At 44.3% G+C, this 11543-nt stretch carries 16 protein-coding genes; 9 read left to right on the top strand and 7 right to left on the bottom strand.

Features of this window, described 5'->3' with window-relative positions:
- The first annotated feature begins 68 nt into the window (after nt 1-68).
- Complete coding sequence (locus D1Z90_RS09000; protein ID WP_119910419.1) at nt 69-344, top strand: DUF3634 family protein; 276 nt, start codon at nt 69-71, stop codon at nt 342-344.
- A gap of 85 nt (nt 345-429) precedes the next feature.
- Here the strand turns inward: D1Z90_RS09000 and D1Z90_RS08995 are convergent, their stop codons facing one another.
- The gene (locus tag D1Z90_RS08995) at nt 430-1287 is read right to left on the bottom strand and encodes a CvfB family protein (RefSeq protein WP_119910418.1); all 858 of its coding nucleotides are present in this window, start codon (nt 1285-1287) and stop codon (nt 430-432) included.
- 138 nt (nt 1288-1425) lie between these two features.
- Between D1Z90_RS08995 and D1Z90_RS08990 the strand changes: the two genes are divergently transcribed.
- The 3 genes from D1Z90_RS08990 to D1Z90_RS08980 are packed head-to-tail and all read left to right on the top strand — an operon-like array spanning nt 1426 to nt 2888.
- Complete coding sequence (locus D1Z90_RS08990) at nt 1426-2010, top strand: thymidine kinase (protein ID WP_119910417.1); 585 nt, start codon at nt 1426-1428, stop codon at nt 2008-2010.
- Between the two features lie 41 nt (nt 2011-2051).
- Nucleotides 2052-2585 (top strand): PhnA domain-containing protein, encoded by a 534-nt coding sequence (locus D1Z90_RS08985; protein ID WP_119910416.1) that lies wholly within the window; start codon nt 2052-2054, stop codon nt 2583-2585.
- 24 nt (nt 2586-2609) lie between these two features.
- Complete coding sequence (locus D1Z90_RS08980) at nt 2610-2888, top strand: peptidylprolyl isomerase (protein ID WP_119910415.1); 279 nt, start codon at nt 2610-2612, stop codon at nt 2886-2888.
- 75 nt (nt 2889-2963) lie between these two features.
- Here D1Z90_RS08980 and D1Z90_RS08975 read toward each other — a convergent pair whose 3' ends face one another.
- From D1Z90_RS08975 to D1Z90_RS08955, 5 genes are all read right to left on the bottom strand, one after another.
- Nucleotides 2964-3206, bottom strand: a complete 243-nt coding sequence (locus D1Z90_RS08975; protein ID WP_119910414.1) for a hypothetical protein — start codon at nt 3204-3206, stop codon at nt 2964-2966.
- Nucleotides 3207-3505: 299 nt separating this feature from the next.
- Entirely contained in the window at nt 3506-4201 is a 696-nt protein-coding gene (locus D1Z90_RS08970; RefSeq protein WP_232525228.1) for a tRNA-uridine aminocarboxypropyltransferase, read from the bottom strand.
- A 44-nt stretch (nt 4202-4245) separates the two neighbouring features.
- Nucleotides 4246-5160 carry a GGDEF domain-containing protein gene (locus tag D1Z90_RS08965; protein ID WP_119910412.1) on the bottom strand — a complete coding sequence of 305 codons (915 nt, stop codon included), beginning with the start codon at nt 5158-5160 and terminating at the stop codon, nt 4246-4248.
- A gap of 375 nt (nt 5161-5535) precedes the next feature.
- Nucleotides 5536-5991 carry a CreA family protein gene (locus D1Z90_RS08960; RefSeq protein ID WP_119910411.1) on the bottom strand — a complete coding sequence of 152 codons (456 nt, stop codon included), beginning with the start codon at nt 5989-5991 and terminating at the stop codon, nt 5536-5538.
- Between the two features lie 24 nt (nt 5992-6015).
- Complete coding sequence (locus tag D1Z90_RS08955; RefSeq protein WP_119910410.1) at nt 6016-6768, bottom strand: hypothetical protein; 753 nt, start codon at nt 6766-6768, stop codon at nt 6016-6018.
- A gap of 114 nt (nt 6769-6882) precedes the next feature.
- Between D1Z90_RS08955 and D1Z90_RS08950 the strand changes: the two genes are divergently transcribed.
- On the top strand, nt 6883-7515 hold the full coding sequence (locus tag D1Z90_RS08950; protein WP_119910409.1) for a dUTP diphosphatase: 633 nt from the start codon (nt 6883-6885) through the stop codon (nt 7513-7515).
- Between the two features lie 6 nt (nt 7516-7521).
- Here the strand turns inward: D1Z90_RS08950 and D1Z90_RS08945 are convergent, their stop codons facing one another.
- Entirely contained in the window at nt 7522-8106 is a 585-nt protein-coding gene (locus tag D1Z90_RS08945) for a single-stranded DNA-binding protein (RefSeq protein ID WP_158587094.1), read from the bottom strand.
- 289 nt (nt 8107-8395) lie between these two features.
- Between D1Z90_RS08945 and D1Z90_RS08940 the strand changes: the two genes are divergently transcribed.
- From D1Z90_RS08940 to D1Z90_RS08925, 4 genes are all read left to right on the top strand, one after another.
- The gene (locus tag D1Z90_RS08940; protein WP_119910407.1) at nt 8396-9076 is read left to right on the top strand and encodes a DUF3334 family protein; all 681 of its coding nucleotides are present in this window, start codon (nt 8396-8398) and stop codon (nt 9074-9076) included.
- Nucleotides 9077-9194: 118 nt separating this feature from the next.
- Nucleotides 9195-9746: a lipid-binding SYLF domain-containing protein gene (locus D1Z90_RS08935; RefSeq protein WP_119910406.1), complete on the top strand. Its 552-nt coding sequence runs from the start codon at nt 9195-9197 to the stop codon at nt 9744-9746.
- A gap of 127 nt (nt 9747-9873) precedes the next feature.
- The gene (locus D1Z90_RS08930) at nt 9874-10572 is read left to right on the top strand and encodes a 4'-phosphopantetheinyl transferase family protein (RefSeq protein WP_119910405.1); all 699 of its coding nucleotides are present in this window, start codon (nt 9874-9876) and stop codon (nt 10570-10572) included.
- Nucleotides 10573-10758: 186 nt separating this feature from the next.
- A complete protein-coding gene (locus D1Z90_RS08925) occupies nt 10759-11532 on the top strand; it encodes a leucine-rich repeat domain-containing protein (protein WP_147378748.1) in 774 nt (257 codons plus the stop codon).
- The last annotated feature ends 11 nt before the right edge of the window (nt 11533-11543 follow it).

The following is an 11543-nucleotide window of genomic DNA, read 5'->3' as shown; positions in this document are numbered from 1 at the left end:
GACTTATCCCCATTGCCAGCACAAGCCTTCGTGGTATGCTTAGCAATAGATAGGTTAGAGAGAGCATTATGTTACTTAGGATCACTGCCGCGGTGTGGGTAAAAATACAAAATGGCCAAGTCGTAAACAAACGAGGGTTAATGCCTGTATATTTTCAGCAAGAATTGCAAGCCATCTTTGCTAGCCAGCAACACGTCAGTGGCGACATTTATGCCAGTAAAAAAGGCAATCGGTACCAATTGCATTTCAGCCGCCAACTCCCTGAAAACTTGGTACAGCGCTGTAAGAATGTGTGGCGCGGATACGCCACAGTTCGCAATACCAGTAACCTAAAGCGAGGCTGATGCTTTACACGAGCTCAGTTAATGACGGCCTTGCACCAAAATACACATGTCAGTTTGGCGAACAGTCAAGCAAAACGCCATGGCTTTAGTCAAAGTCTGACTCTGCATTGTCTTGTACTAGACGAATACCTTGCTTGCTGATTTCAATTAAACCCGCTTTAAATAGTCCGCCAATCGCCCGCTTAAATACCCCTTTACTGACACCGAATACTTTTGAAATCACGGCTGGGTCACTTTTGTCATTCAAGCTACTGACACCGTCATGGGCTTCTAAATGATTGAGTATGGCTTGGCTCACATCGTCCATTTGTGCTTGCTGGCCAGGTTGCAAGCTAATGTCAATGCGACCGTCTTCGCGCACTTGTTTAATGTAGGCGGTGTGCTTTTGGCCAACACGAATCGGCTTGAACACTTCATTGTTGTATATCACACCCCAAAATGCGTTATTTACCACAGCCTTGTAACCTAAGTCGGTGCGTTGAGCTATCAGCACAGAGACTTTGTCACCTCGCGCAAAGCGCGGTGTTTTTTTATCTAAAAAGCGGTCCAGTTTTGCACTGGCAGCAATCCGCTCAGAATGTTGATCGCGGTAAATGTGCACCACATAGTTTCTGCCCGACTCCATTGGCACACGTTGTTGGTTAAACGGCACCAGCAAGTCCTTGTCTAAGCCCCAATCCATGAATGCGCCATGGCGAGAAACATCGATCACCGGTAAATAGGCGAACTCCCCAACCATGGCCTTAGGTTTAACCGTAGTAGCGATGATCATATCTTCGGAGTCTGTGTATAAGAATACTTCTACCTGAGAGCCAGGCTCGCAATCCGACGGCACAAACTTACTCGGCAATAATACCTCGCCCAGCTCGCCTGCATCTAGGTAAACACCAAAAGGGACTTGTTTTACAACGGTCAGTTGATTCAATACGCCTGTTTGCGCCATGACTTACTCTCTTTAAAATGGACAAGGCATTATACCTGAACACCAAGGGCGCTGCATCGCTTGATATTAATAAAAAACCACATATACAAGGCCAGCATAACCAGAGTAGAATATCGGCCGATTTTGTGGGAGGCCAGCATGGCGCAATTGTATTTTTATTATTCAACCATGAACGCCGGTAAGTCGACGGCTCTACTGCAATCTGCTTATAACTATGAAGAGCGTGGTTTGCGCAGCGTTATTTTTACTGCCGCGCTTGATGATCGTCAAGGTGTTGGTAAAGTCAGTTCCCGTATTGGTTTGCAAGCCAATGCAGAAGTATTTGAAGCAGACACAAACTTATTCAAATGCATCACTGAGTTACAACAACAAGGCAAGATTGATTGTGTACTTATTGATGAATGCCAATTTTTGACCAAACAACAAGTTAAACAGCTCACCGAGGTGGTAGATATACTCCATATCCCTGCCCTTTGTTATGGTTTGCGCACCGATTTTCGAGGCGAACTGTTCGGTGGCAGCCAATATCTTCTGGCATGGGCTGATAAGTTGGTAGAGCTCAAAACCATTTGTCATTGTGGCCGCAAAGCCACCATGGTTGTACGAGTCAGCCCTGATGGGCAAGTGCTACAAGACGGCCAGCAAATCGAGATTGGTGGCAACGATAGATACGTTTCACTGTGTCGTAAACACTTTTCAGATCAAGCATATCAAGGGCAATAGTTGCTATGCTTGGTTTAACTTTCTGCTTTAGGAATTAACCTGTGAACACTCAATGTGATTTATGCGCAAGCGATAATAAGCTTAGCCTGTATAAAGTGACACCAGCTAGTAATCTAGGCAACGATGAAATAACCCTGTGTGAGACATGTTTAGGCCAAATTGACGCGCCAGAAACGACGGATGCGAACCATTGGCGTTGTTTAAATGACAGCATGTGGAGTCAACAAAGCGCAGTGCAAGTGATGGCTTGGCGTCAACTGACGTTTTTGTCTGAAGAGCAAAGCTGGGCGCAAGACCTATTGGAAATGCTTTACCTTGAGGACGATGTGCTTGAGTGGGCCAAAAGCGGTCTCGCAGAGGACGTAGAAAAAACCTTAGATGTAAATGGCCATGAATTAAAAGCAGGTGACAGTGTTACCTTAGTCAAAGACTTGGTAGTAAAAGGTGCCAATTTCACCGCAAAACGTGGTACACCTGTTCGTAATATTGGCTTAACCAATAACCCTGAACATATACAAGGTCGCGTGAATGGCACCATGATTGTCATCATCGCCGCGTATTGTAAAAAGAACTAAACGCAACAACTCAAAGGAAATGCTATGACAGTCGCAACAGCCCGTCACATCTTGGTTGACACTGAAGCTCAGTGCAATGAACTTAAACAACAAATTGAAGCCGGTGCCGACTTTGGCGATCTCGCGAAACAGCACTCGTCGTGCCCATCGGGTGCGCAAGGCGGTGATTTAGGTGAGTTTGGTCCAGGTATGATGGTCGCTGAGTTTGACAAAGTGGTATTTAGTGCGCCGGTTAATACTGTTCAAGGGCCGGTTAAAACTGACTTTGGTTTTCACCTACTTGAAGTCACGAGTCGCACCTAATCAACTTTGTTAATGATTTCACATTAGAGGGCCTCTAGGCCCTTTTTTTACACCTGTATACTCACGGGCTGCCTGCTAATGTATATCAAAATGGTCTTTATCTATGACGCCATATTGTTTGCCATTACGGTATTGGCGTCTAACAAAAAAGCAGCTTAAGCAACTCATGGTGCAATCTTGCACTTTGTCATGAGTACAAATCTGTAGCACTTTAACGGAAGAGTTAGGGATCACGAAGGTTTGTAACCAACCTGACTTAGTTTGAGTTTGGGTATGACACATGATAAGCGCATCATCGATTTTATGAGTTGCGTGCATAGTTTTGTCTCCACGGATTCGTCGGCTGCCACGGCAAACTCTGCGCTAACAAAAAGTCAGCCTGGCTATGTTGGACCTCGCTGCTAAAAAAGGCCGTAACATCAACCTTAGACGACCTAAGGGGTGGAGCAAGTCAGTGAAGATGGCATTTCTGGATAAAAATTAATCAAATTGATAAGCCATTGATTTTACATAAATGACATACAAAAGAATTTTTTGTGACACGGGTAAAGCGAAGTCAATAAATGCCAGCCTGAAAATCGCAAGGCTTACCAGGGGTAATTTTCCAAGCTAGGATATTAGGAAGTCGCGGTCGCATTGGTATTTTGCCACTGCGCTAAGGCGTATCTGGCACCTTGTTCAGGTAATTGTCGCTGCATTTTGCCTGTTAGGTAATGCTCTTTAAACACATCAAACCACAGATCCATAGTCATGGCATTTTTCGCTTCGCCCAAGCTGGCGTAGACCAAGGCTGCTACCTCGGCTGTCGCTAATTGATTATCCAGCGCACTTTCACGAATTTTATAGCGCGATACGGTATCGGGCGCGAATGACAATACAGGGTATTGGTGGAGCCAACGGCTTTTTTTAAACATCTTCCTTGCTTGCGACCAACTGCCATCCAGCAACACGAATAAAGGCGTTTTACCTTGTTGAATACTGGGTTTGCAGACCACTTGTTGTTGCGTCGCATACTCGCCAGGAAACACCACGTAGGGTTGATATTTTGGGTTCTTCAGTTGCGCCAACATGGCTTCATTTGGCGCAAGTCTTGACCATATATAGCCCGTCGTATCCGGCGCTAGATCCGCAATCAGCCTGCCAGTATTACTGGGTTTAAGAATTTCATCATCGTACATGATCAACATAAACGCAGCTTGGGTATCTATTTTTGGTTTCAGGTCACAGATGCATAAATGACTGTTAACCATGCAATAGCGACAGCGTTTCACGTTTGCGCCCCGGGCCTTGTATGGCCGTGTCACAATAGCCATTCGCTGTTCATAAAGGCGGTGTAGAGCGTGCAATTGCATAATGTTCAATCTAGCAGAATATCAATGGTTGCGATGGTACTGAGACTGGTGTCGTAATCAAGCTGTTTTTCGCTAATGGCGGTTAATACCTGCTGATATTGTGATAAACCGGTCGGCAAGGTGGCTGTGGTTAAACCAAACCAATGGCCCGCTTGTTGATAACTGATGCTTATCGCCAAGGATTTCGCTAATAACAACAACTGCTGCCAGTCGAATTCTTCTGCTGGTAGAGATAATGGAAAAGGAATGTAAGCTTGGCTGCATGTTAAATGTAAGCTGGGGCCTTTGTCGCAATCGAAACTGTAATCTTGAATCCCATGTTGAAGTCGCTGTGCCAAATGACAAGCTTGTTGACGTTTTAACCCACGGGTCAATACTACAAACTCTTCATCCTGCCAATGGCTTATGATGTCTGTATGACGAAAGCTGGCTTGCAATAAAGTTGCAAATTGCTGTTGGCACAACATATAGCGGTGCTTACCGTAACCTTCTCGAAGCTGCTCGCTTTTATCTAAAATGATATAAAATAATATCACTTCGTCTTTTATTGGACCTTGATCGCTGGCGTTTTGCCGCAGGCAATAAGCCACTTCATCATTGATACGCTGTTCGCCGTAACGGAATTTATACAGCCGAGTATGACTATTGATTTGGGTTAAGTTGGTTAATTTCTTTTGTTGCTTGCTAATCGTATCTATCAGGCGACGAACTTCATGTTTGAGGGATTTAATCCGGCGCAGTAAAAAGATGATAAAACACAGCAACCAAGCGATGATAAACAACCAGACAGATCCAAGGTGCTGCTCAGTGCTCGCCAGCTGTCCAGCAAGAGAAGCTGTACGCTCTTGTGCGCCGTGAGCAGATGATAGGCCGCAAATAACGCCAAATACGAGTACTTTAGTCAGTAAACCTTTCAGCAAATTCGCACTCCTTACTGCCTACCCCACTTAATATTAGGTTAAGTTACGTGACAATAGAAGGATACGTTCACTTGATAGCAACGCGTAGAGAGTTGACAGCACTCGCATGACAATTTACGCATGTCTTCGCTCGCTTGTCTTTTTTTGCCATAACGGATAGTCGCCATGCAGATGCGCGGTCGTGAAATTTGCGACATTTTTACGACACTGATTTCTGTAATCCTTGGCTGCTTTGAGATGTAATCCAACTGCATCAGACTACATGCCCAGGCTCAAAGTTAATAGAAATGCTAAATTCATAACCGCTAAAGCACACACGCTGGTAATATCTGTTACAAATAATACCAGCTAGATTTCAATGAAGAATTCACTTATTTATTGCGCTTTATAGGCCTTAGTGCCCCATAATGGCACTGTCGACAAGCTGTGCTTAAAACTGCCCGACGTCTCTTTGGTGGAATAAGACAAATACATCAAGGTCTGGTTTTTTGCATCGTAGATACGGCGAATTTTCATATTTTTAAAAAAAATACTTTTTGATTTTTTAAGTACCACTTCACCCGATTTAGACTTGTCTATCTCTGCGATCATCGCTGGCGTTATTTCTCCCGTTTGACGACACGATATAGCACTGTCACTGGGATCAGACAAGCTCAAGTTCGCTTCGATAGAAGCCACGTGGCAAGTCACGCCAGTGACGACAGGATCAACCATTTGATCAAGCTTGATATCTTTTAGGGTAAATAAACCTAACGACACGTCCCCCACTTCATTATCGGAACATGCCACTAAGAGTAAAGAAGCCAGCGCTATCGACCAGTGCTTTTTCATTATTGTCCTTTTTGAATATTGAGTTTATGCAGTGATGCCTAAACTTTGCGTTCTTGGGTAAGCCGCTACTTGCTTCGCTGCTCGTTTTAATAAGGGCCGTAAATGGCGTTCAAGGTGCGGCGATGCCAACTTTACGTCGACATTCTGGTAATGGCAGTATAGCGCTAAGATATAGCAGGTTTCTTCTTCAGATAACGCACTTTGACGCCCCACTTTACTGTTATGGCAACTGCTGCAACCACCACCACGAAACGTAAACGCGCTATTGCTCATCATCACACCAAAACCCAAAAAGCCAGCCAGTACCTCAATAGCCGCAGGGCGCACATCTTCGCCCCCTTCAATTTCAAAACCGTGAGATGCTAAGATTGCATTCGTCACCTGCACGCACATTACGGCCACTAAAGCATTGGGGTTTTTTAACTGACCAGGGTGAAAATCAATGTAATAAACTTGGCTCAACGCAACCTGATTAGAGCCTATCTCTATTGGCCCGATTAACGGCGTGGGTGATAACGGCTGATAATTTTCAGGTGGACGCACTTGAAACGGCTGCACGTCTACGCCCATGTATTGGGTCACTTGAGTTAAACACGCTTGTGCTAGTGCCAGTGGCGAATCCGCTTGAAGGGGAAAATATTCCGGCGTCGGTAAAATCAATTGGCGTTCAGTGGGGCTGCGTAAACCAAAGCGTTGTACGAATAAACCAAAACACATTTCTATCCATGCTTGTTGTGATTCAGTTATCAGATTTTTTTGCTGAAACAATGAAAACATTAAAACTCCCTGTTCTAACTATTGCTTGCAATCCAGATTACTGTTTATATAGGGGGCTTACCAACATTTTTTGCAAAATACTCACTCAAACGTGTTAAAGAGGTAGTTTTAACAATGAGTTCTCGTTCCACTGAAAGCCAAATACATCAAATGCTCGAGCTGCAGCACAACATGAATCTTAAAATTCATCCGCAATGGTTCAGGCAAAATTATGAATGGTATCGGGCTATTTGGGTGGAGTGTGCCGAAATGCTCGACCATTTCGGCTGGAAATGGTGGAAAAAACAAGTGCCAGATACCGAGCAAGTCATGCTAGAACTGGTTGATATCTTTCATTTTGGCTTGAGTTCACGCATCGATGGCAAAACACAGTTTGACCAAATTGCGCGCACCCTGGCTGATGAACTGGCAGCGCCCCAAAAAGCTGATTCCTTCTGTGCCACGCTAGAGGTACTCGCAGGTACAGCCATTTCTCATAAAGTGTTTGATGCGCAAGCATTTGCAGGTTGCATGGAGCAAATAGAGCTGAGCTTTGATCAACTCTATCGAGCGTATATCGGTAAAAACACGCTCAATTTGTTCCGTCAAGATCACGGTTACAAAACGGGCAGTTACATCAAGGTATGGCATGGCCATGAAGACAACGAAGTATTGATGGACATTATTCATAAACTCGACAGTGACGCGGCCGACTTTGCTGAGTTGGTGTATCAGGGATTAACCAAAAAGTACCCAGGTAAAGCCTAGTTTCGCTTAGCTTGTGGTCACTGCGGTGTGGCCGTCTAGCCAAACCTGACGATCGTAGCCATTGTTGGTTTTAACAGAGCGTGAGGCTAGCGCCCCTTCAACGATAATATGTTGGCCAAGTTGTAATTGGTTTTGCATTATCGACGCCGTTTTTCCTCTTAAGTTTACCTGCAAAGCATCACTGTCAGTTCCCACTGCCAATTGCAGATATGCGCTATTATTGACGCTGGTTAGCGTCTTTATGGCGGTCACTTCACCTTGGTGATAAGCCCGGTTCCAGTAGAGTTTATTGGGCTTTTTGACTAACGTCATTTGCTTTGCATCTATTACCTTGTTTAAGCTGCCTTGCAAATATACCGAGTCACCTGCAGCAACAGGAGCCAACAAAGACTGCGCCACCTCCCCTAACAAGCGCACGGAAAAGTAATCATCTTTGCTTTGTGTTTCGCCTTGGCCGTTTTGCCAAGATTTTTTTGTCAGCACATCTAGGTTTAACACGGCTTGGCCGTCAGCAAAAAATCGTAAGGTATTATCTTTCGACACCACGTTCGCTAACATGTTGACTTGGCACTGGCTTAAGTTTGATTTCATAGACTTAGTTATCCTTCTCACTGCCCACAGAATACAAAATTGCGCCATAAATGGGAAACATTCGCTGCTTGATGAGTTTCACAATGGCAATATAAAAAATCGCTAAACTTACCGCAAAATGGTCTTAAGTCTCATTACTGATTAGCAAAATCACTTACTCTGTCTAGACTTTAATAAACCCTATACTTTTTTATTAGAAATAACAGTATTTTGATTCAACCTTTACGCTTTACTGCCGATATCAAAAGACTCATAAAGAAATACTGTTACCGTCACAATGGAAAAACCAATGAATAAAACAAAAACCGTCACTACCGAAGACATCCTGTTGGTATTGTGTAACTCAGTGAAAGGTGTACTCAACGCAGCAACGGCCAAAGACATTCACTTCTCGGCCATGGTTCAGAAAATCAATAAAACCTGTCTTAAACCCGATATTGGTTGTTTCGTATTATTTGATGGCGGCTTTTCTGGCCTTGTTATCATTAATTTCACGGCTGAAGCGGCGATGGAAATGTACCAAAACTACATGGTTAACATGGGCTTTCCAAAAGAAGAGCTCGCCACTTTGCACACCTCAGATGATGTAGGCAACGTCATGGGTGAATTAATGAACCAAATAGTGGGCGACTTTACCGGCAACATAGGCAAACAGCTGCACACCTCTATCACCCAAAACCAACCGAAAATGTTGACCATTAATAAGCAAGTGATGGTGTCGATTGATACTAACCTAGATCGCCCACAAGCTCGCCGAGTGACATTCACGACAGAAAAGAACAACATTTTTTACCTCGAATTGGCGATGGATAAAACTGAATTCATCAAGCTTCATGACTTCGAGCCTCAAGAAGACATTGATCCCGATGATATTATTAGCTCAGAGCAAAATAAGTCGGCACAAAGCCAAAATGAAGCCGCACCTAAAGTCGATATTTCACAGGATTTATTAGATGAGTTAGGCATTTAAGCTACTGTTTAAAGATGCCTTACCTGAAAATGAAAGCCGCGTTGTGCGGCTTTTTTAGTTGTCATTGTGGCAAAATCTAAAGTAACCTTATGCCAGCGTTCACAATATAGGCTTAAACATGAAAAAACTTTTCTCTGTATTCGTTCTCAGCATTGCCACTTTATTTTCCGTTCAAGCGGCTGCCGACGATGTTAGTAACACCATTCAAGATTTTAGAAGTTCACCCGACGTTAATGCTTTCTTTGGCGACGCTTATGGCTATGCCGTTTTTCCAACCGTGGGTAAAGGCGGATTTGGCATTGGCGGTGCTTATGGCGAAGGCGTGGTGTTTAAATCTGGTAAACGCATGGGCGAAACCAATTTGGTGCAATTGTCATTTGGTTTTCAAGCGGGTGGACAAGCCTATAGCCAGATTGTATTTCTGCAAGACAAACGAGCGTACGACAAATTCACCAGTGGCAACTTTGAGTTCAGTGCCCAAGCATCTGCCGTAGCAATTACCGTCGGTGCCAGTGCCAAAGCAAGTACGGGTGGTAATACGGCTGGTACAGATGAAAAACACCAAACAGGTCACTATGTGAATGGCATGGCCGTTTTTACTTATGCAAAAGGTGGCTTAATGTACGAAGCTGCACTCGGTGGGCAAAAGTTTAACTATACGCCATATTAGTTTGACTAAACACGAACAGGCCAGCCGGTCTGTTCGTGAACCCCTTCCTCTACAAAACCATGCCAAGCTTTACATTCAACAAAATATTCAATACCTTACACGTCCCCTAGTTTTGAGCCATCACTTCATGACACAACTGACCATACCCTGGCCGACGTTACTGCCCGCAAATGCAACTTTCGCCCAGGCGACACCAGAAATGTGGCTGTTGCCATTATCAAGTCTTGAAGAAGCTTGCATCGCCAACGCTGTAGCCAAACGAAAAGCCGAGTTTCGCGCCGGTCGTCATGCATTAAAGCTGGCCCTTAAACACTTAGGGGCCAATCACGGTGACATCGTGGTCGGCCACATGCGCCAACCCGTCGTCGACCCCTCACTGGTCGTCAGTATTAGCCACTGTCAGAGAAACAGTGGGCCACAATGGCAAGGCTTTGCGGGGGCTATCTGCGCGAAGGCGAAGCCGTATTATGGCGTCGGGTTAGACATAGAGTTTAACACCGCCCTTGAACCGGCTTTAGTGGCCCAGATCATGACGCCAGCAGAACAAAACCAAGCAGCCAAGTTAGGTCTACCGGCAGCACTGATATTTTGTATCAAAGAGAGTATTTACAAAGCCTGTTTTAACGAGATGCAATGTTATTTCGACTTTCTTGACGTTGAGGTTACGTTGCGAGCAGAAGAAAACCGGTTTTCCTTCCGCTTTGTCCACTCAAAAATTGGCTTTCCTCGGCCGTATGATTTCGAAGGTCGCTTCTTTTTCAACCAGCTGTTATGCGTAAGCACAGCGACAATGAAGAAGCATTCGCGAGAGGCAGGCGAGGAGTAAATGTGAGACAGCCCCCAGACTGCCATCACTCTAAACGTAAAAATATCACTTATAACGCTATATTCGCTTCATACTTTAATCATGCCTTTAGCTGATTTTTGCTGCTGATTTATTCGCTAACTTGTTATTTATTTAACCAACTTTATAATCTGGCGGCTTACAGACATGGTTATAAATAATAAAACAATGACAAAGACATTTTTTAGCGCGAATAGCTTTGCGCTCGCTTGCAGTCTCTCAATTTTTAGTTCAACCGCGATGGCCGGCATCGATATTGCTCGCATCGAATTTGAAGATGAGAATTTTAAACGTTGCGTATTGAGCACTAATCAAACCAATACCGACCAAGTGAAACAATTAAGTTGTGTCAAAAAAGACATTGGTAGCGTGGCTGAGTTAAAGTACTTTACCCAGCTAGAGTCATTGGATCTTACCAATAATGTTATTTACGACATCGACCTTTCACAGAACAAGAAGCTAAAAAATCTGACTCTTAAAAACAACCTGTTTGAAAGCGTAGACATCAGTCAAAACATCGATTTGATTAAGCTAAATTTCACCAAAAATGATCTCTACAAAATAGACTTAAGTCATAACCCGCAACTGGAATCTGTGGACTTGGCTAAAAACCAACTCAGCGAAGTGGATACCCGTGGTAACCAGTATTTGTCAGACCTTGAAGTGTCACATAACAAGTTGGCATTTTTAGATGTCAGTCATAATGCACTGCTCAGTTCCTTGACCGCACGCCATAACCAACTGACTCAGTTAAAACTGCCCACAACCGAAACCCTGTCGCTGATAAATCTGAATAACAACCAATTACAGTCCGTCACCCTGCCCGCTCAAGATAAATCTTACGCTGCGTTAACCATCAGAAGTAACCCACTCACGAGTGCCAGTAAGGACGATCTAGACGCTTGGGCGAAAGCGGTTGAAGGGCGTAAAGTGATGTATTAAGGGGTCACTTC

The organism is Motilimonas pumila (assembly GCF_003596335.1).
Taxonomy (GTDB): Bacteria; Pseudomonadota; Gammaproteobacteria; order Enterobacterales; family CBDFNC01; genus Motilimonas; species Motilimonas pumila.
This window is presented reverse-complemented; position numbering and strand designations above follow the sequence as displayed.

What these genes read in the sequence shown, in the direction of transcription:
- D1Z90_RS09000 (WP_119910419.1), top strand. Translation starts at nt 69, where the DNA reads ATGTTACTTAGGATCACTGCCGCGGTGTGGGTAAAAATACAAAATGGC.
- D1Z90_RS08995 (WP_119910418.1), bottom strand. Translation starts at nt 1,287, where the DNA reads ATGGCGCAAACAGGCGTATTGAATCAACTGACCGTTGTAAAACAAGTC.
- D1Z90_RS08990 (WP_119910417.1), top strand. Translation starts at nt 1,426, where the DNA reads ATGGCGCAATTGTATTTTTATTATTCAACCATGAACGCCGGTAAGTCG.
- D1Z90_RS08980 (WP_119910415.1), top strand. Translation starts at nt 2,610, where the DNA reads ATGACAGTCGCAACAGCCCGTCACATCTTGGTTGACACTGAAGCTCAG.
- D1Z90_RS08975 (WP_119910414.1), bottom strand. Translation starts at nt 3,206, where the DNA reads ATGCACGCAACTCATAAAATCGATGATGCGCTTATCATGTGTCATACC.
- D1Z90_RS08970 (WP_232525228.1), bottom strand. Translation starts at nt 4,201, where the DNA reads ATGGCTATTGTGACACGGCCATACAAGGCCCGGGGCGCAAACGTGAAA.
- D1Z90_RS08960 (WP_119910411.1), bottom strand. Translation starts at nt 5,991, where the DNA reads ATGAAAAAGCACTGGTCGATAGCGCTGGCTTCTTTACTCTTAGTGGCA.
- D1Z90_RS08955 (WP_119910410.1), bottom strand. Translation starts at nt 6,768, where the DNA reads ATGTTTTCATTGTTTCAGCAAAAAAATCTGATAACTGAATCACAACAA.
- D1Z90_RS08950 (WP_119910409.1), top strand. Translation starts at nt 6,883, where the DNA reads ATGAGTTCTCGTTCCACTGAAAGCCAAATACATCAAATGCTCGAGCTG.
- D1Z90_RS08945 (WP_158587094.1), bottom strand. Translation starts at nt 8,106, where the DNA reads ATGAAATCAAACTTAAGCCAGTGCCAAGTCAACATGTTAGCGAACGTG.
- D1Z90_RS08940 (WP_119910407.1), top strand. Translation starts at nt 8,396, where the DNA reads ATGAATAAAACAAAAACCGTCACTACCGAAGACATCCTGTTGGTATTG.
- D1Z90_RS08935 (WP_119910406.1), top strand. Translation starts at nt 9,195, where the DNA reads ATGAAAAAACTTTTCTCTGTATTCGTTCTCAGCATTGCCACTTTATTT.
- D1Z90_RS08930 (WP_119910405.1), top strand. Translation starts at nt 9,874, where the DNA reads ATGACACAACTGACCATACCCTGGCCGACGTTACTGCCCGCAAATGCA.
- D1Z90_RS08925 (WP_147378748.1), top strand. Translation starts at nt 10,759, where the DNA reads ATGACAAAGACATTTTTTAGCGCGAATAGCTTTGCGCTCGCTTGCAGT.